Here is a 22517-nt window from a genome sequence, read left to right as displayed (position 1 = left end):
CGCCCTCGTCCGAGCCGGCGCCCGCTTCGAGAACGGCCTTCTCGTCGAACGAGACGAGACCCTCGCAGCGTGATCCACCTCAACTGATCCACAGATCTTGACAATTACTCGTTGATCAGTGCAGCGGAGCATGGCGAAGCCTCCGGGGCGGGTCGTCCCTGGAGGCTTCGCCATTCTGTGGCTACGGGCCCCGCGGCCGAGCCGCCGGCCCTGTGCCCTTCTGGGGCCCGGTAAGCGTGTCCTTCCCCCCATCAGCTGGCGGAGTTCCCGCATGCTGGTGTCTGTGCCCCAAGCGTGCTGCCGCATGGTCACATTGAAGCTCCGCCAACTTGAAGTTGCAGGTCAGTGAGGTGGCGTGATCGTTGAGGGGCTTGCTCGCGCAGTCGCGAGCGACAGTCTGCGCCCTTGATCGCCCGTCAGCGGTTCACCTCGAGGTTCGTCAGTACGAGCGGAGCCCGCAGGAGATCGGTGGCGCGGGCCGAATCGGTACGGAGTTTGTGAGGGTGCGCCACATCTTGAGGTGGGCGAAGCCGTGTCAGTCCCCCGTCACGCCGCGTCGATGAGCCGACCGAACTCCTTCTCGTACGTGGTCTCCTCATCCGCAGTCAGTGAGCGGAACACGTGGGACCTCTCGGTCATCTTCTCGTCCGGCAGAATCAGCGGGTTCTTAGCGAGACGGGGGTCGATCTTGGCGAGCTCTTCACGGACGCCATCGACCGGGCAGACGTAGTTGATCCAGGCGGCGAGCCGCGCGGCGACGTTGGGTTCATAGTAGTAGTTGATCAGCCGCTCGGCGTTCCTCTTGTGACGCGCCTCGTTGGGGATGAGCAGGTTGTCGGTGGACGCCATGCAACCGGCGTCCGGGATGGCGAGCGTGATTGCCGGGTTGTCGACCTGGAGCTGGACGAGGTCACCCGCCCACGCGAGACAGGCCGCGATATCGCCCTTGGCGAGGTCATCAATGTAGTCGTTTCCGGTGAAGCGACGTATCTGCCCACGGTCCACGGCTCGCTGCAGACGGGCGAGGGCGGCGTGGAAGTCGTCGTCCGTGAACTGCTCGGGGCGCACGCCCATGTCGAGAAGGGTCATACCGATGGTGTCACGCATCTCCGTCAGCAAGCCGACACGGCCCTTGAGGCGGGGGTCCTCCAGGAGCTGTTCCATGGAGTCGATCCTGCGCCATTCTGTTGCCTTGTCGTTGTGGACGATCACCGTGAAGATTCCGGTCCAAGGATACGAGTAGAGGCGCGCGGGATCCCAGTCGAAGCCGCGGAACTGGGCGGAGAGATTGGCGTAGGCGTTTGCCAGATTGCTCACGTCCAGTTTCTGGACCCAGCCGTTGCGGACGAGGCGGGCGGCCAGCCAGTCGGTGACACAGATCAGATCCCGTCCGGTGTCCTGGCCTGCCTTAAGCTGTCGCTGGATCCTGTCGAAGAATTCGGCGTTGGAGTTGACGTCCTCGGTGTACGCGACCCTGATGCCCGTACGCCGGCGAAACGTCTCCAGTGTCGGGTGGCGATCCCTGTCTGCGCCGACGTCGATGTATCCGGGCCAGTTCGAGAAGTTCACCAGCCTCTCCTCGCCCGAGAAGTCCTCGATCCCGCTGTCCGCGCTCTTCCCTTCAAGAGGGACGGCGCAGCCGCCGACTCCCCCGACGCCGCCCAGCGCGAGCGCGGCGCCCGCGGCGCGCAGCATCGACCGGCGCGTCGGGGCTCCATGGCTGGTGAGTGTCCGCAGAATCGCGTCCCGCTGCTGCCGCTGGTGGTGCTGCTCCATGTGGGGCCACCTCTCCGGGACTATGACGGAATGCGCGGCACGCATCCGGACTCGATCTTTCCTCCTCTGCCGTCAGACACTACTACGGAATGCAGGGGCAAAGAGGTTCGCGAATTCCAGGAATTTTCGGCCCTCCGTCGAAATGCGGAAGCGGGAGATTATTTCGTTAACCGCGGGTGGGCGTCAAGCTGGATCCAGAGTAATCGTCGATTACGTCGTGTGACGAATTTCGGATGGAAGGGTCCGAGTGATCCACCCCACGATCACACCGGCCGAACCCACCTCAGCACATAAGAAATCTCGAACCTGAGACAGAGCCACCAAGTCGTACTACGAGCAGCACTCGACCCTGTGCGCGCCGCGTACAGCGACCGCGTTGGACCGGCCGATCGGGCAGTGGCTCTCGAACCTCCGCCGACCCGGCGCCCTGGACGGACATTCCGCATGGGAGGAAGCGCTGCGCGAGATCGATCCAGACTGGAATCCGGCGTGGCCGGCCGATTGGCAGCGGCACTACGCCGCACTGCGGGAACTCGTGCGCGACGAAGCAGGACAGGTCGACGTCCTGCCCGGCGTGACCGTGCACGGGATGGACGTGGGGCGGTGGCTCCAGAAGAACCGCCAGCACACGGTGCGGCAAGGCTTTATGGACAGGTAGCGCAAGCTGCTGGCCGAGCTCGGCATCGAGCCCCTGCCGCCGGAACAGGATGCCCCTGTGAAGCCATCCAGAGCGGCCTCTGGAGCCTTCGAGCGGGGAGTGGGGCCCTGGCCGCAGTACAGGGCACGAACGGGCTCCGTGACCGTCCCCGGGCCCACGTAGAGGCGCTGGCGACGGCACCGAGGTACGCCTCGGAGTCTTCCTCTCCAACACCAAGACGAGGCGGGCCAAGCTCACGGCGGACAAGCTCGCCGCGCTGGCCGACCTCGGGTTGGAGTGGGCGGCTACATGACGCCGCTGGGCGAGGCCACCGATGCGGCACGCTGTCCCGTGGCTACGGCGCCCGTGGCCGGGGGGCCGCCCTGATCCCGACGCTAAGTGGGCATCTGATCAAAGTTCGGGACGTTATGGGCGGGTTGTCAGTTTCGATTCGCCTGGTCATAGGACCGACGGTTCGGGCGGATCCCTGCGAGACAGAGGTCCGGTTGCCGGGGATGCCTTCCGCTCCCGCCCGGCAACCGGAGCGTACGGCTCGTCGGGGGCTGCGAATTGCCGACGGGCCGAGCTGCGGCACCTTGGCCCTCGGGGCGCCGGACGCGGCCCGGGCTGCGGCCGACAGGAGCGCTGGGGTAGGAGTGGCTGAAGTAGACCAGACCGGGGCATTTTCCTCAAGCGGTTCACGCGGTAGCACGGACAGGCCGAGCGTGGTCAGGGCCTGCGCGATGTCGCCGTGGTCGGTGACACGCCGCGCCCGGCACAGGCGTACCGTGCCGGCAGTGACCATGGACAGGCGCCAGCATCTCAGCTCGAGAATCAGGAGATACCGATCCACCTGGTTCATCGAGCTGACCAAGAAACAGATATGGCGATGCGTTCACCGATCCGTGCCCCCGAACGAAACCCCAACCGGATCGCCGCATGGAACCCCCACTCCTAGCCCTACGTCTGCGACGACCGCAGACGAGACCTCGAACATCTCGCCAGCTATCTGTACAGATTCCCGGACTCAGAAGTCTAGGTAGGAGAGAACCGCTACGGCGAAGCCGAAGTCGCAGGTGGCGGTGTGGCGCGAGGGCCTGGACTGGTCGCTGCCTTCGACGAACTCTCTCGGCATGGGTGGACTCGGCTCGGGCAAGTCGACTACAGGCAAGGTCCGTGCGCGCCGCGAAATCCTTGACCACGGCCACCAATACGTCGTCATCGACAGTTTCGGAGACGACTACGCAGCCGGAGAGTGGGTCCTGCTCACCCGCGCAATGGGAGGCCGGGTCATCGACGCGGCCTCATTCACCCTCAACCCGTGCAGCAGCCTGTTCCCACCCGAGGTACGTGAGCAGCTCATCCGCTCGCTCATTGCGGCCGTTGAGCCCGGTGCGCTCACCTACCAGGCCACCCACGCGCTGCAACACGCCCTGAACCACCCCAAGGGCGGCTCCCTCAACGGCCTGGTGGACGCCCTCGTCAGCCCGGAAGATGGCAGGTGGCCCGTCGCGAGGCTCGCCGAGTGGGGCGAAGGCGCAGCTATCGCCCCGTCCCGCTACACCGAAGGATCCCTCCGCGGACTCTTCGACGGACCCGACGCCACCCTGCCCGAGACCGACCTGCCCATCCTCAGCTTCGACTTCTCCCACCTCGACCGAAACTCCCCCGCCATCCACCTCCCTGATGGCCGCCGTGGCCTGCTGGGCCGAACACGTCTGGCTGCGCCAGTCCACCGCGGTCCACAAGCACTTGGTCCTCGAGGAGGCATGGCAGATCCTCCTTTCCTCCGGCCGAGAAGTTGTCCAGCGTCGGCGACTCGGGCGTTCGGAGGCGCAAGGTGGCCTCGGTGTCGACCGAGGCCATGGCCAGCCAGTGAGGCGGGATCATGAAGGCGGCGCTGACGACGACCAGGGCGGCGTCCGCGGCAAGGCGGCGGCGGGTGGGCCGGGTGACGAGGGGACGCATGTCGCCTCCGTGCAACATCGCTGCTGGGCGGGGCCGTTGGTGGTGCGGTACTTGAAACCGTCCGGCACGCGTTTGGGGAAGATGCAGTGGGGTCCCCACGCCCGGTCGGATCTCTGCACGATCCTCTCCGCAGCCTTCCGTATTCGCTCAACGCGGCGGTGCCGCACCACGCAGCTGGGCCAGAGCGTCGGCGACTTCCGGTACATACGGGGCGGCCACACCGAGATCGGTTGCACGGGCGTACGCCGGGTGCCCGGTGTACGTGCCGAGCTGCCGCAGCGCGCGCAGACCGTAGTAGCCGGCGTGTGCGTCGGTGTCGGCATAGGTGTGCGGCGAGGGCTGCGGGGGCCCCAGGAGTCTCCCGTCGGCCACGTCCTGGAGCGAATTCCGGAAGATCTGATGGCAGGTCTGCACCCCGCGGAGCAGCACCTGGTGGTAGCGCGCTTCCGGGGCGATCGGGAAGCGCTGCGTCGCCAGTACCCGTCCGGTGTCGATGCCTGCGTCCACCTCGTGCAGGGTGGCTCCGTACTCGTCGTCGCCGTTCAGCAGGGCGAAGAGCACGGCGACGGACGGCAGTCCGCGGTGCTGCGGGAGCAGACCGTTGTGGATGTTGTAGACGCGCAGGCCGGAGTCGAGGACCGGGGCCCGGAAGATCATGTGGTTGTTGATGGACCAGACGATGCCGTCGGTGCATTCCGTTGCGAGCAGGTCGGCATGGGCGTTGATGTCGGCGACGACGGCGTAGGGAGCAGAACTCTGCGCCAGCTTCGCCCTGTCGGCGGGGGCATCGGAGCAGACCAGATCGACGCGGTGACCGGCGGACAGGGCGCATTGCACGGCGCGTACGAGGAGCGAGCCTCGGCCCACGAAGATCATGCCCCAGACTCCGTCCGGTGAAGGTTCCGTGCGCCGGCTCGGTGGACGGCGACGCAGACACGCTCGAGGGTGAGATCGCTGACGAGGTGCTCGAGTTCGTCCATCAACTGTGGCTCCTGGCCGGGGGACAGGACTTCGGCAGCGACGGCGGACAGCATCTCCAGTACCGCCAGGGAGTCGCCGCCGAGCTGCTGGAAGTCGGAGTCGGGGCCGAGCAGCCGGCGGTCCATGTCGAGGACGCGGGCCCATATCTCTGCCACTTGGTCCTCGGCCGCCCGGTCCGCTGCCACCTGCTCCTCGGCCGGCTGTTCCTCGGCCACCCGGGGCTCACTCACCGGGGCCTCGGCAGTGGACGGCTCTGCTTCCGCGAAGGGATCCGGAAGGGCTGCGAAGTCGACCTTGCCGCTCACCGTGCTGGGCAGGTCGGCGACCGGCAGAACGCCCGCGGGCACCATGTAGGCGGGCAGGCGCTCCGCCAGGTGGTCACGCAGGACGGGGCCGAGTCCGGTATCAATACCCCCGGTGCCGGTGGCCCCAGTCTCGGTGGCCGGGGGCGCGGTCAGGACGTACGCGCACAGCGCCGGTCCCGCACCGCCCGGCCGGGAACGTACGGTCACGGCCGCGCGGCGTACGGCCGGGTGGCTTTCCAGCGCGGTCTCGATCTCGGCGGGCTCGATCCGATGGCCGGCGATCTTCACCTGGTCATCGATCCGCCCGACGAACTCGATCCCGCCGTCGGGCAGTCGGCGTCCGAGGTCACCGGTCCGGTAACGGCGTACACCGTCCGGGCCGGACACGAAGCGCTCGGCGTCGAGATCCGGGCGGCCGAGATAGCCGCGGGCCAGCTGGACTCCGGACACCAGGATCTCGCCCACAGCGCCTGCTTCGTCCGAGGCGATCAGTTTCCTCCCGGTCACCAACTCGACCTGGGCGTACGGCCCCGGGTGCCCGACGGGGACGGAATGGCCCGGCTCCGTACCGTCCAGCACATGGGCCAGGCAGCCGACCGTCGCCTCGGTCGGACCGTAGGCGTTGACGATCCGGCAGTCGGGACCGAAGCGGCTGCGGGCACGGTCGGCCGCGGTGCGGGTGAACTGCTCGCCGCCGACCAGCACGTTGCGCAGGCCGCCGCCGGGCTCCAGGCCGAAGCGTTCGATCAGATCGAGGTGGGACGGGGTGATGGCGAGGGTGTTGACCCGGTCCTTGTGCAGAAGGGTGTCCAGTGCGGCCCGGCTCGGTTCGCCGGGGAGCAGCACCGTTGTGCCGCCGGCCAGCAGCGGCAGGAACAGGGGGAAGCAGGAGATGTCGAAGGCGTAGGAGGACAGGAAGGCGAAGCGGGTGGCGGCGTCGACCCTGCAGAGTTCCGCCGCCCAGCTCAGGAAGCCGACCAGGCTCCGGTGCTCGATCTGCACGCCCTTGGGGCGGCCGGTCGAACCGGAGGTGTGGATGACGTAGGCGACGCTGTCCGGGTCCGGCTCGGGCAGCCGTACGTGGGGGGCCGGGTCGCCGGGGTCGCTCCGGTCGGCGGCGTCGAGGATGTCCTCGATCGCCAGCACCCGGCAGGGCGCGGCCGCCCTGACGCGCTCGGCAAGATGACGCTGTGTCAGGCAGGTGGTGACCCCCGCGTCTCCCAGTACCTGGCGGATCCGGGCGTCGGGGTGGTGCGGATCCAGCGGCAGGTACGCGGCACCGGACTTGAGGATGCCCCAGAGCCCCGCGATCCCGGCCGGTGAGCGGTCCACGATCAGTCCGACGGGTCCGGGGTCGGCCCCGTCGGCCCCGTCGGTCCGGTCGGACGCGAGGCCGTGGCGCAGCAGTTCGACTGCCACGGTGTCGGAGGCGCGGTCCAGTCCGGCGTAGCTGATCTCTCCCTCCGGGCCGTCCAGCGCGGGCGCGTCGGGGGTACGGGCCACCTGGTCGCGGAACAGGCGCACCACGGTGGTTCGCGGGGGCGGTGCCGCCGCCGTCCCAACAGCGGCCGCGGCAGCCGCTGTTGGGACCACGGCACTCGGCTCCGCAAGCGCGGCAACCAGTCGGTCGAGCAGTGCGTCGGCGCGGTCGGCCAGGCCGGAGCCGAAGCCCTGGAAGCCGACGGTCAGTTCGGTGTGCGTGGGCGTCTCCACGGCGACGCAGGAGACCGGCACGAGAGGTGCGTGCACCGGCAGGGCGTGGACCGAGGTCGCGGTGAATCCCGGGGCGGAGCACGCGGCGAGGTCGACCCGGCCCAGATGAGAGACGATCGCGGACGCCATGTGCCGGTCGCGACGCTCGGCGGCGGCCCTGCCCGCCCGCAGCAGTGCGCCGGCCGCGGGCAGCGGCAGCCGGGCGAGCCCGGACTCGAAGCCGCGTGCCAGTTCGCGGTGTTCCTTCAGGGCGCGGAGCAGCTGGGCCTGGGCGGTGCGCCAGTCCTCTCCCGCCCTCACTCGCAGAAAGACGGGGAGGGCCAGGTTCGAGGTCGAGGACAACTCGGGCCGGTGGCGCCGCAGATCCACCGGAACCATGATCCGCGCATCCGCCGGTCCGGCGCCGGACCCGGGCACGACGGCGGCATCCGCCAGTGCCTGGGCGAGCCGGGCCGTGAGCGCGGGATGGTGACCCGGCAGCGTACGGCGCCGCCACAGGGCGTTCCGGGACCCCTCCACCTCCAAGGACCCGTCCACCTCCACCCCGCCGGCACGGCGTACGTGCTGCCCTGCCGTCGCCAGCGGGGACGGCTGGTCGAGCAGCAGGGCGGGCCGGCGGCCGGTCGCGCCCAGCTGAGCCAGCAGGGTGTAGTCGGTGTCCGTGGAGGGCGCGGGGTGCGGGGGCTCACCGCGGAGCGCCCGGAAGACCTCCATCGCCCAGATCAACGCGCCGTGCCCGTCCATCACCCCGTGGAAGACGCGAAACGCCAGCGTGGTGAGCCGCCCGGGTGATCCCGTCAGCAGCACCACCTCGCAGCTGGGGCCCGCGTCGGGATCGAGGGCGCCGTGCTGTGACAACGCAGCATCGGACTCGGCCACCCGCACCCGGGGTGGCCGGGCCGAGTCCCGCCAGGTCCTGCCGTCCCGTACCAGCCGCGAGCCGGGGCACGCCCGGGCGGCTGCCGCCACCGCCGCCCGAAGCTCGCCGGCGTCGGGAGTGCCGTCTCCCTCGACCAGCAGCTGCAGCACCATGTCGGGGCCGAGGCGGCGGGCGGCGAGGTAGAGCCACTCGGTCGGGGAGACCGGGCGCTGCGCCGTCTTCGCCGGGTCGGCTTCGCGGGCCACGTCGTGGTGACGAAGTGTCATTCTCTGATCCTGATTCCCGGCCGGTCGCTGCCGGCCGCCCTCAGCGCACAGCGCGTACGAACGCCTCTGCGCCGCCGATCGACTCGACCCAGGCCGCCAACTGCCGCAGCCCCTGGTCCTGGTCCGTGGTCGGCATGTAGCCGAAGTCCCGCTCCGCCGCCCCCGTGTCGTAGGTGCTGGAGCGGGTGAGCAGCGCCACCGCGTAGCGGCTCAGCGGCGGGGACTTCCGGTGCGCCAAGCGGGGCAGCCGCCACAGCAGTTCCACGGCTTCCACCAAGGCGTCCCTGATCAGTGGCGGGACTTTCCGGGTCGGCGGCGTTCCGCCGAACAGAACGGCCAGCCGCGCCAGGAAGGCCCACAGATCGGTCCTCTCACGGTCGGCGAGGAAATAGGCCTTGCCGCCCACCCGTTCGGCCGGCGCCCCGGCTGCCGCCAGGCAGGCCGCCACCGCGTTGTCGCAGTGGCACAGCGACACCATGACCTGCTTGCCCCCGGAGAGGTCCGGCAGCTTCCCGGCCATCATCTTCGCCAGCATGCGCGGCAGGAATCCGGAGTGGTCGCGCGGTCCCCAGATGCCCCGCGGGCGGAGGGCGCAGGTGGTGAAGCCCGGTTCGTCCGTGGCCAGCACCAGCCGCTCGGCGGCGGCTTTCGTCTCCGAGTAGAGATTGACGTACCTGTCCGGGTACGGGGTGCTCTCATCGATGTCGAACCGGTCGCCCTCACCGATCCGCATCAGCGCGCTGGGGCTGCTGATGAAGACGAACCGCCGCGCCCCCGCGCGCCGGGCGGCCTCCAGCAGCCGCGCGGTGCCGAGCACATTGGCGTCCCGGAACTCGGCGCGGGTGCCGAAGTCGACGACCCGGGCGGCGCTGTGGTGCACGACGTCGACGCCCTCGGCGGCGCGGCGCAGCGACTCGGGGTCGCCGAGGTCGCCGTACACCAGCTCCACGCCGGGCAGGGAGGAGCGCAGCCTGGCGATGTCGCTACCCTGCCGTACGAGGGCGCGCACCTGGTGGCCCTCCCGTACACAGCCGTCCACGATGTGGCCGCCGAGGAAACCGGAGGCTCCGGTGACGAGGACCTTCATGAGGCAACTCGTCGGCTGGGGCGGGATGGTGCGGTCCCGGACGGGGCGGTCCCGGACGGTGCGGTCCCGGACGGTGCGGCCGGTGGCAGCATCCGCCACCATGTTGCCCCGTACAGGATGGTGAGCCACACCGTCGCCGCGGTGCCGCGTCCGGTGGCGCGTCCGCGCGGCAGCGCTTTCGGTATCTGAGCGGCGTGCACCACCACGCTGAGGAAGGCGTCGATCCACCACAGCGCCTGCAGGACGGGGGACTGGAACGGGTGGACCAGACCGGCCAGGAGATAGGCCCAGCCGGCCAGGGGGATCGCGCGCAGTGCGGCCCGACGCCGACGGGACCGCGAGTCGGCCGCGCCGCCCTCCGGCGAGAGCTGCCCCGCGGCCCAGCGGGCCAGCTCCTCGCGGCCGATCTTGGCGTTGTGCCGGACGTCGACGGGGAAGGTGGGATGGCGAAGGAAGTCCCGCACCTGCTCGGTCACCGTCCGCTCTGCGGCGAGCCGGCGCAGCTCGGGCAGCAGTTGCTGCCACCTCGCCTCGTCCACCCCGGGTTCGGTTTCCACGCACAGCACCGGCCGCTGGACGCCGGGCTCGCCGACGCCCACCAGCGCGGTGCGGCGGATCAGGGGGTGGGTGTTGAACACGCCTTCGCAGCGGACGGTGAGCAGCTCGCCCTCCGACGTACGAACCCGCTGGCTGCGTCGGCCGCAGAACCACAGCCGGCCCGCCTCGTCGAGATATCCCAGGTCGCCGGTGCGGTGCCACACGGTGCCGGGGACCGAGTCCCCGGCTGCCCCTTCGACGGCCGGCCCTTCGCCGGTATCGACGATTTTGTGCTGGGCATCGGCCTCCGGAGCCGCGTGGTACCGGCGGCTGACCGAGTCCCCCGACACCACGATCTCACCGGCCTGGCCGGGAGCCATCTGCTGTGCCGCCTCCCACCGCGGTACGGGGGCATCGGTCGTCCGGATGATCCGTACGCGGGTGCCCGGCAGCGGACGGCCCACGCAGCTGCCGTCGCCGAGCGCACCGCGGGCCGCCGTCTCCTCCAGCACGTCGGCCGACTCGATGGAGGAGATCGGCAGCGCTTCGGTGGCGCCGTAGGTCACATGGACATCGGCCTTCTCGTCCAGCACGGTGCGCAGCGTGGCGACCACGTCCGGGGGGACCGGTGCGCCGCCGGACACCACAGTGCGCAGTGCGGGCAGCTCCGCGGGGTGCAGGGTCAGATGCTCGCCGAGGACCCGCAGGAGCGCGGGGGAGGCGAACATGGTGGACACCTCGAACCGGGCAAGTGCCGTCACCAGCGCGGTCGGTTCGGCGTGCGCGACCTTGGCGGGGCTGACGGGGGCGAGCACAAGGGTGGAGCCGAAGACCAGGTCGAGCATGCCGTAGAGGGGCAGGGTCACCAGCGAGACGTCGTCGCGGCTGCGCCCATGGACGGACTGGATGCCACGGGCCATCGCGGCAGCCATCCGGTGGGTGTACTCGACGCCTTTCGCCGGGCCTGTGCTGCCCGTGGTGAAGCCGATCATCATCAGGTCGTCACCGGCCGGGCGGCTCTCGACGCCTTGGCTCTCGTCGGCCGGGCTCTCGCCGGGCGAACGGGCGCCTGCGGGCAGGCCGTTCAGGGTGTAGCCGCCCCAGAACCAGCGCCTTCCCAGTGTCACCCGGATACGAGTACGGGCGAAGGTACGGCGGCTGAGCACCCGTACGGCGTGGGCCAGAGGTGGGCCGATGAACGCCTCTGCACCCACCGCGCGATAGCAGTGCAGCATCCGCTTCACGCCCATGCCCGGGTCCACGACGACGGGCACGGCGCCGATCCGGAACAGGGCGAAGGCCAGCGCGAAGAGGCCGGGCCCGGGGGATGCCATCAGGACCGTCTTCGTCCCCTTGGTGATTCCGATCCGGGTGAGGCCGGCCGCCAGCTCCTCGACCCGGGACTGCAGTGCGCCATAGCTGAGTTCGCGGTAGCGGACACCATCGGAGTCGCGCCCGTCGGGGTGGATGATGGCGGCCTTGCCGGGGAAGGCGCGGGCGTTGCGCTCCAGGTAGTCGGCGAGCCCCGCGTCCGCTTCCAGCCGGGTCTCGGTGAGGTCGGTGGCGGTGGTGGTGGTATGGGAGGTCACGGCTGCGCCCTCACCGTCCCTGCGTGGCGCTAGCCGCGGCCAGAGCCGGGGCCGGAACCGCCGGTTCGGGGGCGGGCGGCCGGTAGATGGCGCAGGCCGCGCTGAGCCCGGCGCCCGCGGTGACGAAGAGCAGGTGCTCGTGCGGATGCGCCCCGGCCTGTAGATAGCCCAGGACCGGTGCGGCGGTGTGCGGCTGCGCATCACCGCCCTGTGCCGCACCGCCTCGTGCGTCACCGGGGACCTGCGGGTGGCCCCCGGCCTGCGACGGGTCCAGGCCGAGCCGCCCGGCGAGCCGGGAGACGAAGTCCGCGGTCGGCCGGGAGCACACCAGCCGCACCCGGGTCAGGTCCAGTTGCTCCGCACGGGCGTACTCGGTGACCAGTCCGGCGCTGAGGTCGAGCAACCTCTCCTCCCAGCCGGTGTCCCTGCTCACGGTGATCTGCTGCCGCCCGTGGAGGCCCATGGCCGCCGTGTCCAGGTATCCCGCAGCACCTGATCCGCCGTCCGCGTTGCGCAGCCGGACCGGGCCGAAGCCGGCGCCGGGCTCGGCGGAGCGCTCCAGGAGCAGGGCCGCACCCAGGTCCTCGTAGGGGTAGTCGGTGTGCTGCGCGCCCCGCCCGCTCGGGTGGACATCGGCGGCGGTGATCAGAACTCGCTCGGTGCTGCCGGTGGTCAGCAGCGCCTGGGCCACCTGCACGGCGTTGAGCACTCCGCAGGCGCCGTTCATGAGGTCGAAGGAGAAGCCGGCGCCGGGCACGGGGCGGGCGAGGTAGTCCAGGTTGATACCCGCCCGCTTCTGCACCAGGGCACCGATGGCGGGCTCGAACATGTTGGACTCGCGGTAGACGCCGACGTTGACCAGTACGCCGACGGCGTCCGGCGACAGCCCGGCTGTCGCCAGGCAGTCCTGGGCCGCGCGGCCCGCGAGCCGCCCGGGGAGACCGGACGTGTGGCCCGGCTCCGGCGACGCGATCGAGGCAGCCTTGATGACGGTGGCCATGCTTCACACCCCCATGGTGGAGATCGTCGCGGACAGGGCACCGGCGACCACACCGGAAGCGGCGGGCACCAGAAGGAACTTGGCGCCGCGGCGGGCGGTTCCGGCCTTCAGATGCCGGCTCAGTGCCAGGAAGTGGGAGGTGGTGGCGGTGTTGCCGAACTCCTCCACGACCGCGAGGGATTCCGGCATGGGGGCCTCGAACTCGGCCTCGCCCGTCCGGTTGACGAACTCGATGAAGCGGGTGCCGACCTGGTGCTGGACGATGTAGTCGAATTTCTCGTCCGCGAAGGTCCGGCCGTACTTGGCCAGCAGATCACCGTGGAAGCGGGGCCACAGCCGCAGCCGGTCCTCCTTGTGCATCTGCTTGTTGTCCGTGTAGAGCGCGATGCCCTCGGTCCGGTCGCTGGGCATTCCGAGGCACAGATGCGAGTACTTGGAGCAGGTCATCAGCTCGACGTAGTGGATGCGGTCGGCCTCGTCATCCGACTCGTCGAGGAGAACCGCGACGGAGGAGTCGCCCACCGACAGCGAGGCGAACTGCGGGTCGTAGGAGTCGGTGATCTCGGCGGCCGCGGTCTCCGCGACCTTGGTCGCCTGCTCACCGCTCACCACCAGGCCGTTGCGGACCACCCCGGCCCGGATCATCCGGTCCAGCAGATGGACGCCCGTCATCATCCCGGCACAGGCGTTGGACACATCGAAGGTGATCGCCGAGCGGGCACCCAGCTCGGCCGCGAGCATCGTGGCGAACGAGGGCTCGAAGTAGAAGCGGCCGTCCTTGAACCTGGTGATGGACGTGGAGATGACCACATCCAACTCAGCAGCGTCATAGCGGGAGTTGGCGAGGCAGTCCGCAGCGGCCCTGACCGCGAGACCGTAGGAGTCTTCGCCCGCTTCCGGCCGTGGGTCGTAGACTCTGCGCTCCGCCACTCCCGTGATCCGCTGCAGGTCCAAGTCCGGCACCCCGGTCACCTGGGCGACGAGTTCCGGAGTCGGCAGCACGGCGGGCGGTAGATAGGCCCCCAGCGCCTCGAAACGGCTGTTCCGAGCAGTCGTGGTCATCGTCCCTCTCCTGAATCCATGCCGGGATCCCCGCCGACGGGCGACCTTCAGCGGGCAGGCTGAGGAGCCGCACCGGTGGCACGGCTGGATCAGTGGCAGGACAAGCTGCTGATACGGCGGACATGGCCGCGAACTGGCCGGCCTCATTGCCGGCGTTCCTTACTCCACGCTCGGGTCAGCACCCTCGGCGGAGTTCCCCCTCGGCCGTGGTCGCCAAGTTACCCCAAGGCAGTACCCGCCGTCATATGCGTCCGGGCATGCGGGCGCGCTCGGGCGGCCAAGGGCCGCTCGAGCCGGGCGGGTTCACCTGAGTCCGCCGAGGATGCCCCGGGCTTTGGGCCGGGGAGGAATCGGACTCCTGCGGAGGAGGGCGGGGAAGGCCGGATGGCCGCAGGGCGATCCGGTGTCCGCCCCGGAGCGGGGTGAGGGATCAAGAACTCTCAACTGTCAGTCCTCTCGGATAGGTTGAGGTTTGTGATGACACAAGCACAGATGGCTGGGGGTTCCGGGCGAGCCCGGTACACCAACCGTCTGCGCGTGTCGTCCAGGGCGCGGGCCGCGCTTGAAGCCGAGTGGGATCGGTGCCGGTGGATCTGGAATGAGTGCGTGCCAAGTCGAAGGCCGTCCACCATCAGAGCCGGGTGACCGGTGAGAAGCTGACGTGCGGTCCGGCCCGGCTCGACAGGATGCTGACCGGGGCCCGCGCCCGCACGTCGTGGCTGGGTGAGGGTGCGTCGGTTCCTCAGCAGCAGGTCATACGTGATTTCGCGAAGTCGCGGGCGAAGGCTTGGGGGACATCAAGGCCCGGTTGCCGATGCGGCAGCGGGCCGGGATGCCCCGGTACAAGAAGAAGCGCGGATCCGACCCGAGCCTGAACTACACCCGGCGCGAATTCCGCCTCAAGGACGGCCGTCTGCACCTTGCCGGCGGCATGCGGAGCGCAGCCGCGCAGCCACGGCCCGGCCGCGGCGCCCGTCCTTGGTCCAGACGCTGGCATTGAGACCGTACGGGGTGGCGTTGGCGAGCGCGATGGCGTCGTCCTCGTTTCTCGGTGATGGGGTTTGCCCGAGGCCTTCGCCCGGCGCCCTCCGCCGCGGCGTGGCTTGGGCAGCGCATCTCCGACGGACAGCTCGAACGGGTAGTTCCAGGTGTGGAAGCGGATCTCGGGCCGGTACTGCCACGAGCCGACGATCTTCTCCATCCAGACGTCCTCGTCGAGGCGGACTGCGGAGTCGGCCCACTTGCCGATGCCGGACTTGTAGATCTGCTTGTACAGCGTGGCCAGAACGAGGGCGTCCGCGCGCTCGACGTCGTCGCCGAGGTCCTTGTGGCGGGCGTAGGCATCGAGGAACTCCTGCGGACTCTGGCCGTCTTCGAGGCCGAGGACGGCGTAGGTGCGCTTGTAGGCGTTGCGGATCCGGCCCGTCCACTCCTTCAGCAGCGGGACCGTGTGACTGGAGAGGTAGGCCTCGGTGATCGTGCCCGGGTCGAAGCCGTACGTGGTGGCCATGTAGGCCACGGTGGGGGTGGCGTACCAGCCGGGTCCGGTGGGGCGCATTCCGTGGAAGGTGGCGGGGTGGGGCAGCAGTTCATCGACGCCGAGGGTGCTGAAGTCGCACCACCACAGGCCCGCGACCTTCGCATCCCAGGTGGGGTCGGTCTCGTGCTGGAGGGGGCCGGCGGGCAGGCGGAGGGATTCGGTGACGGACAGGTAGGAGGCGCAGACGTCGACTGCGACCGCCCACGGCATGGCCGCCTCGTCGTCGGTGAGGGGGCGGGCCCACCACTTGTAGTCCTCCTCCTCGCACACCGCCTCGCCCCGGCCGATGAGTTCACGGGTGAGCGGGTGCCGGGCGCCCGCTGCCGGCGGGACGACGGTGTCGCCGGCGGGCAGCGCACCCTCACGCAACTGCAGGCGCCACTCCCCCGTCTCACCGACCTGAACGGACTCGGCGCGGGGACGGACGGCGTCCAGGAGGAGCATGCTCGTGGTGGCCGGGGTGACGCCCGGTGCGACACCGAGGTCGATGACGAAGGCCCGGATCCGGCGTGCCAGCGTGCCCGCATCCAGCACCCCGGCCGGGGTGGTCGCCAGCTGCGCGGTCAGGGCTATGACGGCCTGCTGCTTGTCACAACCCTGACCCAGCCAGGGCACCAGGACCACGCGGACCGAGGTCCGCGGGCCACCCGGGGCGCCCTTACGGCGGAAGGCATGGAAGATCGGGCCGAGTTCGTCGGAGACCTCCATGCCCACGGTGCCCGCGGCCTTCGCCAGCTTCTCCTGCAGCCTCGCGACGGCCTTCTCCGTCGCGGGAAGCGCAGCGGACAGACCCAGAGCCTTCAACGCGGCGGCCGACAGACACACCAGGCCGTCGCCGTTACGGCCCGCGGTGTGGATCCGCTCCACACGCAGCGGCAGACCAGCACCCAACCAGGCGCTCCAGTGCGGGCCCGCCCTTCCCATAGATCCCGATCCCACGCCGCAAGCCTCAGCCATCCGCCGCGAGGCGCCTGGGCACCGGAAAACCGGGAACCGCACTGCGGCCGTGGGCTATCCGGGGGGACGTTCAAGTGTGCCCATGTCTCTTGGCGTCCGGGAACTGTTTTCCTTCACGACAGATCCAGATCCGCCTTACTCGACTGAGGGGGAGCGTTGCACCGATTCGTTGTGACACGAGCTGTGGTAGTTGTGCTATCGGCGAGCGCCGTGACCGCCGCAGGTCCCGGCTTTGCCTACGCCGGCACGGGTGACGGGAGAGGTGCCTCGGTCTCCGGCGGTTCCGGAGTAGCGGACCTCTTCCAACGCAACACAGCACAAGTGCACGGTCAGAACATCAACTGCAGTAGCGCGAACCATCCGACTCCGTTGCTGACGACGGAAAGCACGGGCGGCCGTGGGCAGAGCCGCTGCGCGGCCGGCAACGCGTCATTGAACAAGAACATTACCTTCCGCGGAGCAGGGGCCCACGTTGCGGCCGGTCAGGGCGCTGCCAGTGCGATCCAGCAGACCACGGCCCAGAAGGGCCGTCAGAACATCGACTGCGCGAACCCGAACGGGACAAGAGACAACGTCCCACTTCCCGCCGCAGGCGGCAATCGGATCACCAGCAGTTGCACGGACCAGGACGGTTCTTGGAACGAGTCCGAACTCACCGAGGCCGGTGGCGCAGAGACCGCAGGCGGCAGCACCATGTTCTTCCAGCAGAACGCCGGCCAGGAGGGCCGGCAGAACGTCCACTGCGCCAATCCCAACGGAACTCCCAGCCTCACCGGCCTGGGAGGCTCCGGCATCGACAGCGGCTGCATCAACCAGGACCTCTCACGGAACAGGAGCGACCTGACCCGGGGCAGTGGCGCCCGTGCTTTTGGCGGTGACAGCCCGGGCACGGGTGCAGGCAATTTGCTCTTCCAGCAGCAGATCGCCCAGGAGGGCCGGCAGAACCTCAACTGCACCAATGTCCACGACGGACAGCCACCCTTCGCGCTGGGCGCTTCGCAGGTGGCCAGTCGCTGCGCCAACAAGGACGCGTCGCACAACAAGGAAACTGCCTACCTGAGCCGTGGCGCCGACGCGGTCGGCGGCAGCGGTGTGGGAATCACAAGCCAGCAGAACACCGCGCAAGAAGGACGGCAGAATCTCAGCTGCACCAACCCCAACTCAGCAGGTCCAGTGCTTCTCACCGGTAGCCGCGTTGACAGCCGTTGCAAGAACCAGGACGTATCCACGAACGGACGCGCCGTGTTCAGGGGGGACGGCGCGCATGCCGAGGGCGGGAGCGGAACGGATCAGGTTCAGCAGCAGAACACCGCTCAGGAAGGCCGGCAGAACCTCAACTGCTCAAATCCCAGCGATGTCTCCTTCGCCCTCACCGGATCTCGGATCGCAAGCGCCTGCGCCAACCAGGATGCCTCGCGCAACAAGCACACGGTGGCCACGGGCCGGGGCGCCCGTGCCTTCGGTGGGTCGGCCGGCGCCTTCATGGCCCAGCAGAACAACGCTCAGGAAGGCCGGCAGAACACCGCCTGTGCTGGTGCCAACGGCCCGGACATCAGCCGTGTCTTCGTCCTCAACGGATCGACCATCCAGACGCACTGCTCGACCGCCGACCACTCTCGTAAAGGTCACGCCGTGTTCCATGGCGGCGGCGCACGAGCACTGGGGGGGAACGGGGGTTCGGCCACCGCCTCGGTCTTCCAACAGAACACCGCCCAGGAAGGCTGGCAAAACCTCAACTGCGCCAACCCGAACGCAACGAGCTTTTCTCTCACCGCCTCTACCGCCCGGACAAAATGCGCGACGGTGGACCGTTCGGTCACCGTGGGCACTGTGGAGCTGAGCGGTGGATCCCGTGCTGTCGGAGGTAACAGTGTTGCGACGTTGGAGCAGCAGAACATCGCGCAGGACGGCCGCCAGCACAACAACTGCGCGAACCCCAACAGCTCACCTCTGGCGGCATCCGGCGCTCGGACCACCAACACATGTGTGGCCGTGGACACTTCTCACAACATTGGCACCGTCACCCGCTGAATCCAGTACGCCAACTGCAGCAACACCTGCCGGTCGGAGTTGGGCGGGGTGCCTCCGTGGATCGAAGCTTTCTGGTTGGCGGGTTCATCTTCACCGTCATTCATACGCTCGCAAGTGTGTCGACACCCGCCCGAGACGCAGTCTTGGAGGCGACGGCCGCGGACAGCTCCGCGCCGCCCCGGTGATCAGCCCGCGTCCCACTCCGACTCGAGCCCGCCACCACGAATTGTGAGACACGGTTCAGGAAGAGAACACCAGCGGAACTGTCGGGTCAAAGGGCTGCTCGCTGGGGACCCTAAGGGGTACATCGACGACGTCGGCACTTCCTCCTAAGCGGGAGACGCGACGTCTTGTGGTCATGGATCCGCGAGACCTGACAAGATCGAAAGGGTTCTCCACCACCTCCGAGATGCATTCATGGCAGGCCTGCGGACATGGGTAGCATGCCCCAGAGACAGGCCCTGCGTTGCCATCCCTCTCAGGTTGTCGGTGAACGGAAGGAGCCGCTGCCGTCGGCCCCGCTGGCCGAGGCCGGGTGTGGCGACCCACCCGCGCCGTCAGTGGGCACGTACTCGCACAGCGCAGCAGGCGTTGCCCAGATTCTCCGGGGACGAACTGGAAGATACGGCACGCGCGACGGCGGGACAGGCGCTCGGGCGGTCCCGCGGCGCGCTGACCACCAAGGTCCATCTGGCCTGCGACGCCCGGGGCCTGCCCTTGGCCGTCGTCGTCACGCCCACGGTTGGCCTTCTGATCCCCCCGCTCCGGGTAACCACCCAGATGCCCCTCCGCTGCAGGGACCGGCGGATCGGCCGTGACGAGTACGCCTTGTCGGCGACGACCGCGTCCGGCCTGCGGCGGGGCCGCCCGGCGCCGACACGGGGCACCCGCAAGCCATCCATGACCGCGTCGAAAGCGGTGGAATCGGTGACGTTGCCGTGCGGCGCGGACGCTCCGGCGGCAGGACGCCGGTCTTCGACCGCCGAGCTCTACAAGGCCCGCAATCACATCGGGGGTCCACGCAATCGCATTCCGGATAGTGGGCGTGGCGCCCTGCCTCGTCCAAGCGGTGACCGACACGACCCGGCGGGCTTCGCCTTCTACGCCGACTTAAGGAAGGCGTCCCGTACCACGATGGGCGATGTCGAAAAGTTCGGGAGGCACTAGCGGCGGCTACTCGGTCTCAGGAACCCGATGGGGTTCATTGCGGACGCGCTCGTAGAACTCGTTCTTCGAATTGACGTGCCGCCGCATCAAGGTCATGCGGCGGAGTGCGGCAACTGCGTGGTCGGCTGCGGGGTGCCCGGATGGGAGCGGCCTGCCCTCCGGGTGCTTGGAGATCAACTGGCTTTGACGGCCGGGCCGACCTCGGCCGCGCTGGGGTGGGTCCTCACGTGTTCCAACCGAGCCGTATCCAGCAGCAGCCTCCAGGACGTCACCGTCGGTCGGCGGCGCAGCAGTGCGCGGCGTTCGCGTTCGGTCATGCCGCCCCAGACACCGAACTCGATGCGGTGGTCCAGGGCGTAGGCGAGGCACTCGGTTCGCACGGGGCAGCCCACGCAGGTGACCTTGGCCCGGTTCTGCAGTGCGCCCTCCACGAACAACTCGTCCGGGTCCCCTGCCCGGCAGATCGCTCGTTCGCTCCAGTCGGATTCACCGTACACGTCGTTTTGTCTCTCCCAACTCCTGCCCCGCACATGCCGATCACAGCGTGTGCAGCGTACGGCGTGGAAGGTTACGAGCCTGCCCCAGAGATGAGGAATCCCCCAGTAGGCACCTCCACTCCATCGAGTGCCGGGCCCTCGTTGAGATCGCGTGATTTGGGGTCGAACCCCGACCAACAGGTCCTGGCTCAACCGCATCGAAGCCCAGTTCACCGCCCTGCGCTACTTCACTCTCGGCAGTACCCGCCACGCCAGCCACAAGGAGCAGGGCAGCATGATCCGCCGCTACATCATGCGAAACCGCCACGTCGACGACCGGCTCCTACGCTCCTGGTCGACAGGGGCAACGTCGCCTGACCGTGCGAGAAGGGCGGAGAAGATGACCACACAGACCGACCATGTCGACCACGAACTGATCCGGGCAGCGGGGCATGTAGCGGCCACACGCTGCCGGGGGGACTACCACACCATGGCGGCTGCGGCCCGCTCCCGAGACGGCCGGATCGTCACCGCGGTGAACGCCTATCACTTCACCGGAGGCCCCTGCGCGGAGCTGGTCCTGATCGGCACCGCTGCCGCCCAAGGGGCCTATGACCTGGCCACCGTCGTCGCAGTAGGTGACCACGACCGAGGCATCGTGCCTCCATGTGGCCGCTGTCGCCAGGTCCTTCTTGACTACTTTCCATCCCTCAAGGTCATCGTCGGGACAAACGACGGCCTCCGGATGGTGCCCGTCGCCGACCTGCTTCCCGAAAGCTACATCTGGGCGGACCACCAGATCGACGCTGAAAAGAGCGCACCACCCAGCACAAGCTGACGCTCCAGGCGGTCACAGGGCGAGCATTGCCTGCTACGGCACTAGCCACGCGTGGCGGTTGAACCTGTCCGTCCTTGAGGGTCCACGGAGCATGTCGCGATCTTGGCCCTCCCGTACCCCGCGCTCCGTAAAGGAGGGGACTTGTCGGCTCAAGGGCTTCACACGAGTTGCGAGCTGAGGCGGAAGGTGTGGTCGGTTGCAGGGAGCTCCCAGATGCTCTCGGAGCTCACCTCGCCGGTCAGCACACAGAGCAGGAAGCTCAGCGGCGGAAGAGGTAGCTCGTCACTCGAGCGCGGGCTTTCTCGGGACTGAGACCGAGCGCAGTGCCGATCGTCTCCCATGACAGCTCGTCGGCCGCCGCGGCGCAGGCGGCCTCTTTGCCGACGTGGCGGGTGAGCCGGTCCAGCGCCGCTACGGTCTTCAGTGCGGCCAGCAGCGCTTGGTCCGCGAGCAGGGTGAGCTGCGTCTCCAGCTGGTCCAGGAGCTCGGTGAGCGCGATCGGCAAAGGGACTGTCTGGTGCTCGACGACGCGGATCATCCGAGCGCGGTGTTCCTTTGAGCTCGGGGCGCACCGTCGAGATGAGTTGCTATGCGGGTGAACGTCCGGGCGTTGTCCTCGAACAGATGCCCCTGCATGCCCGCGACCTGAGCGGCCTCAATGTTGGCCGGTACATCGTCGATGAAGAGACAGCTCTCCGGAGGCACTTCCAGGATGGCGCACGCGGTCTCGAAGGCGCGCAGGTCGGGCTTGCTGATGCCGATTTCGTGCGAGTAGACGATCTGCTCAACCAGTTCGTCGAAGTGGTACAGCGCCGTCTCCCGCTCCCGGGCTCCGACGAAGCTGTTACTCAGGATTCCTAGCCTGCAGCTTCCCCGCAGTCCTCGCACATGGGCGATGAGTTCCTCGTTCGGCGTGCCCAGGTATTCCGCCCACAGATCGGCCATGAAGGCTTCGACCTGTGGCGCGTCGAGACCCAGGCGGGCTGCCACCTGTGCGTGCACCTCTCGTTCGCTGATGCTCCCGATGCTTCCGGCACGCCACACGTCCCGCATCCGCTCATTCACAGTGCCCAGTGGCAGCTCCAGCCGCTCCTCCCACTGTTGCACCCACCCCGTTCCCGACGTGATCTCCAGCACGCCTCCGATGTCGAGAATGATGCAGGTCGCTTTCACGCGGCACCCCCTCTTCGTCCTACCTGACCGGCGAGCTCACACCGCCCGCTCATGCAATCGATGGAGACACAGTGCCGAGAGCAACATCCCGGCCGCGGCGACGGCCAGCCCCGTGCGGGCGCCTGCCCAGTCGCCCAGGGCGCCGCCGGCCATGCCGCCGAGCGGGAGCACCCCCCAGATGAGGAACCGCACGGTGGCGTTCATCCGGGCCATCATCTCCGGCGGGCACTCCTGCTGCCGGAAGCTGATCTGCGCCACGTTGTAGAGGATCAGGCCGTAGTTCAGAACGAACCACGGGATGCTGGAAGCCGGCCGGCCCGCGGTGACCCGCGTACTCGGCCAGCTGCCAGCCGTTCTTCCGCTCCACCGGTGCCAACAGGCCACGCACGTAGTCCCGCATGCGCCAACGCAGATCCACCCTCGAGAACCGGCCCGCAACGGTCACGTCCGCTGGAGTGGTGTATCGACGGCCACTCGGTGATCTCGTTTTGAGGCTATGCGGTGAGTTCGGTGGGCAGGATGGACTCGTCGGTT

General features: G+C 68.9%; 15 protein-coding genes and 6 pseudogenes. 6 read left to right on the top strand and 15 right to left on the bottom strand.

Annotation, left to right across the window (positions count from 1 at the left end; all coding sequences use genetic code 11):
- Nucleotides 1-546: 546 nt before the first annotated feature.
- Nucleotides 547-1776: a spermidine/putrescine ABC transporter substrate-binding protein gene (locus tag AB0M26_RS28985; RefSeq protein ID WP_365265543.1), complete on the bottom strand. Its 1230-nt coding sequence runs from the start codon at nt 1774-1776 to the stop codon at nt 547-549.
- A gap of 376 nt (nt 1777-2152) precedes the next feature.
- Between AB0M26_RS28985 and AB0M26_RS28980 the strand changes: the two genes are divergently transcribed.
- On the top strand, nt 2153-2434 hold the full coding sequence (locus AB0M26_RS28980) for a helicase associated domain-containing protein (RefSeq protein ID WP_365265541.1): 282 nt from the start codon (nt 2153-2155) through the stop codon (nt 2432-2434).
- A gap of 1611 nt (nt 2435-4045) precedes the next feature.
- Here AB0M26_RS28980 and AB0M26_RS28975 read toward each other — a convergent pair.
- From AB0M26_RS28975 to AB0M26_RS28945, 7 genes are all read right to left on the bottom strand, one after another.
- Nucleotides 4046-4381, bottom strand: coding sequence for a hypothetical protein (locus AB0M26_RS28975; protein WP_365265539.1), 336 nt, complete (start codon nt 4379-4381; stop codon nt 4046-4048).
- Nucleotides 4382-4528: 147 nt separating this feature from the next.
- A complete protein-coding gene (locus AB0M26_RS28970) occupies nt 4529-5257 on the bottom strand; it encodes a formyltransferase family protein (protein WP_365265537.1) in 729 nt (242 codons plus the stop codon).
- On the bottom strand, nt 5254-8526 hold the full coding sequence (locus AB0M26_RS28965; RefSeq protein ID WP_365265535.1) for an amino acid adenylation domain-containing protein: 3273 nt from the start codon (nt 8524-8526) through the stop codon (nt 5254-5256). The genes AB0M26_RS28970 and AB0M26_RS28965 overlap by 4 nt, the downstream gene beginning before the upstream one ends.
- Before the next feature lie 40 nt (nt 8527-8566).
- The gene (locus AB0M26_RS28960; RefSeq protein WP_365265533.1) at nt 8567-9613 is read right to left on the bottom strand and encodes an NAD-dependent epimerase/dehydratase family protein; all 1047 of its coding nucleotides are present in this window, start codon (nt 9611-9613) and stop codon (nt 8567-8569) included.
- Complete coding sequence (locus AB0M26_RS28955) at nt 9610-11739, bottom strand: fatty acid CoA ligase family protein (RefSeq protein WP_365265531.1); 2130 nt, start codon at nt 11737-11739, stop codon at nt 9610-9612. The genes AB0M26_RS28960 and AB0M26_RS28955 overlap by 4 nt, the downstream gene beginning before the upstream one ends.
- Before the next feature lie 10 nt (nt 11740-11749).
- Nucleotides 11750-12739, bottom strand: coding sequence for a hypothetical protein (locus AB0M26_RS28950; protein WP_365265529.1), 990 nt, complete (start codon nt 12737-12739; stop codon nt 11750-11752).
- A gap of 3 nt (nt 12740-12742) precedes the next feature.
- On the bottom strand, nt 12743-13801 hold the full coding sequence (locus tag AB0M26_RS28945) for a 3-oxoacyl-[acyl-carrier-protein] synthase III C-terminal domain-containing protein (RefSeq protein ID WP_365265527.1): 1059 nt from the start codon (nt 13799-13801) through the stop codon (nt 12743-12745).
- A 477-nt stretch (nt 13802-14278) separates the two neighbouring features.
- On the opposite strand from AB0M26_RS28945, the pseudogene AB0M26_RS28940 reads away from it, so the two are divergent.
- A pseudogene (locus AB0M26_RS28940) lies at nt 14279-14735 on the top strand (RNA-guided endonuclease TnpB family protein); the annotation flags it as partial.
- A gap of 1 nt (nt 14736) precedes the next feature.
- Here AB0M26_RS28940 and AB0M26_RS28935 read toward each other — a convergent pair.
- A pseudogene (locus tag AB0M26_RS28935) lies at nt 14737-14850 on the bottom strand (aldehyde dehydrogenase family protein); the annotation flags it as partial.
- Between the two features lie 1880 nt (nt 14851-16730).
- Here AB0M26_RS28935 and AB0M26_RS28930 point away from each other — a divergent pair.
- On the top strand, nt 16731-18329 hold the full coding sequence (locus tag AB0M26_RS28930) for a hypothetical protein (protein ID WP_365265525.1): 1599 nt from the start codon (nt 16731-16733) through the stop codon (nt 18327-18329).
- Between the two features lie 645 nt (nt 18330-18974).
- Nucleotides 18975-19067: pseudogene (locus AB0M26_RS28925) on the top strand (IS5/IS1182 family transposase); the annotation flags it as partial.
- On the opposite strand, the pseudogene AB0M26_RS28920 reads toward AB0M26_RS28925, so the two are convergent.
- Both AB0M26_RS28920 and AB0M26_RS28915 read right to left on the bottom strand, forming a co-directional pair.
- Nucleotides 19062-19267 (bottom strand): annotated as a pseudogene (locus tag AB0M26_RS28920) (transposase); the annotation flags it as partial. The pseudogenes AB0M26_RS28925 and AB0M26_RS28920 overlap by 6 nt on opposite strands.
- A 402-nt stretch (nt 19268-19669) precedes the next feature.
- Nucleotides 19670-19993 (bottom strand): WhiB family transcriptional regulator, encoded by a 324-nt coding sequence (locus tag AB0M26_RS28915; RefSeq protein ID WP_365265523.1) that lies wholly within the window; start codon nt 19991-19993, stop codon nt 19670-19672.
- 166 nt (nt 19994-20159) lie between these two features.
- Between AB0M26_RS28915 and AB0M26_RS28910 the strand changes: the two are divergent.
- Both AB0M26_RS28910 and AB0M26_RS28905 read left to right on the top strand, forming a co-directional pair.
- Nucleotides 20160-20350 (top strand): annotated as a pseudogene (locus tag AB0M26_RS28910) (IS630 family transposase); the annotation flags it as partial.
- A 22-nt stretch (nt 20351-20372) separates the two neighbouring features.
- Nucleotides 20373-20810 (top strand): cytidine deaminase, encoded by a 438-nt coding sequence (locus tag AB0M26_RS28905; RefSeq protein ID WP_365265521.1) that lies wholly within the window; start codon nt 20373-20375, stop codon nt 20808-20810.
- Between the two features lie 259 nt (nt 20811-21069).
- Here the strand turns inward: AB0M26_RS28905 and AB0M26_RS28900 are convergent, their stop codons facing one another.
- The 4 genes and pseudogenes from AB0M26_RS28900 to AB0M26_RS28885 form a co-directional block, all read right to left on the bottom strand.
- Complete coding sequence (locus AB0M26_RS28900) at nt 21070-21348, bottom strand: hypothetical protein (RefSeq protein ID WP_365265519.1); 279 nt, start codon at nt 21346-21348, stop codon at nt 21070-21072.
- Entirely contained in the window at nt 21345-21983 is a 639-nt protein-coding gene (locus AB0M26_RS28895) for an HAD-IA family hydrolase (protein WP_365265517.1), read from the bottom strand. Before AB0M26_RS28895 ends, AB0M26_RS28900 begins: the two co-directional genes overlap by 4 nt.
- Nucleotides 21984-22019: 36 nt before the next feature.
- Nucleotides 22020-22241, bottom strand: a complete 222-nt coding sequence (locus AB0M26_RS28890) for a hypothetical protein (protein ID WP_365265545.1) — start codon at nt 22239-22241, stop codon at nt 22020-22022.
- 55 nt (nt 22242-22296) lie between these two features.
- Nucleotides 22297-22428, bottom strand: a pseudogene (locus AB0M26_RS28885) (IS701 family transposase); the annotation flags it as partial.
- Nucleotides 22429-22517: the final 89 nt, after the last annotated feature.

The organism is Streptomyces sp. NPDC051776 (assembly GCF_040681345.1).
Lineage (GTDB): Bacteria > Actinomycetota > Actinomycetes > Streptomycetales > Streptomycetaceae > Streptomyces.
The sequence above is the reverse complement of the archived record's forward strand: the minus strand, read 5'-3'. Positions and strand labels throughout refer to the sequence as shown.

What these genes read in the sequence shown, in the direction of transcription:
- AB0M26_RS28985 (WP_365265543.1), bottom strand. Translation starts at nt 1,776, where the DNA reads ATGGAGCAGCACCACCAGCGGCAGCAGCGGGACGCGATTCTGCGGACA.
- AB0M26_RS28975 (WP_365265539.1), bottom strand. Translation starts at nt 4,381, where the DNA reads ATGCGTCCCCTCGTCACCCGGCCCACCCGCCGCCGCCTTGCCGCGGAC.
- AB0M26_RS28970 (WP_365265537.1), bottom strand. Translation starts at nt 5,257, where the DNA reads ATGATCTTCGTGGGCCGAGGCTCGCTCCTCGTACGCGCCGTGCAATGC.
- AB0M26_RS28965 (WP_365265535.1), bottom strand. Translation starts at nt 8,526, where the DNA reads ATGACACTTCGTCACCACGACGTGGCCCGCGAAGCCGACCCGGCGAAG.
- AB0M26_RS28960 (WP_365265533.1), bottom strand. Translation starts at nt 9,613, where the DNA reads ATGAAGGTCCTCGTCACCGGAGCCTCCGGTTTCCTCGGCGGCCACATC.
- AB0M26_RS28950 (WP_365265529.1), bottom strand. Translation starts at nt 12,739, where the DNA reads ATGGCCACCGTCATCAAGGCTGCCTCGATCGCGTCGCCGGAGCCGGGC.
- AB0M26_RS28945 (WP_365265527.1), bottom strand. Translation starts at nt 13,801, where the DNA reads ATGACCACGACTGCTCGGAACAGCCGTTTCGAGGCGCTGGGGGCCTAT.
- AB0M26_RS28905 (WP_365265521.1), top strand. Translation starts at nt 20,373, where the DNA reads ATGACCACACAGACCGACCATGTCGACCACGAACTGATCCGGGCAGCG.
- AB0M26_RS28900 (WP_365265519.1), bottom strand. Translation starts at nt 21,348, where the DNA reads ATGATCCGCGTCGTCGAGCACCAGACAGTCCCTTTGCCGATCGCGCTC.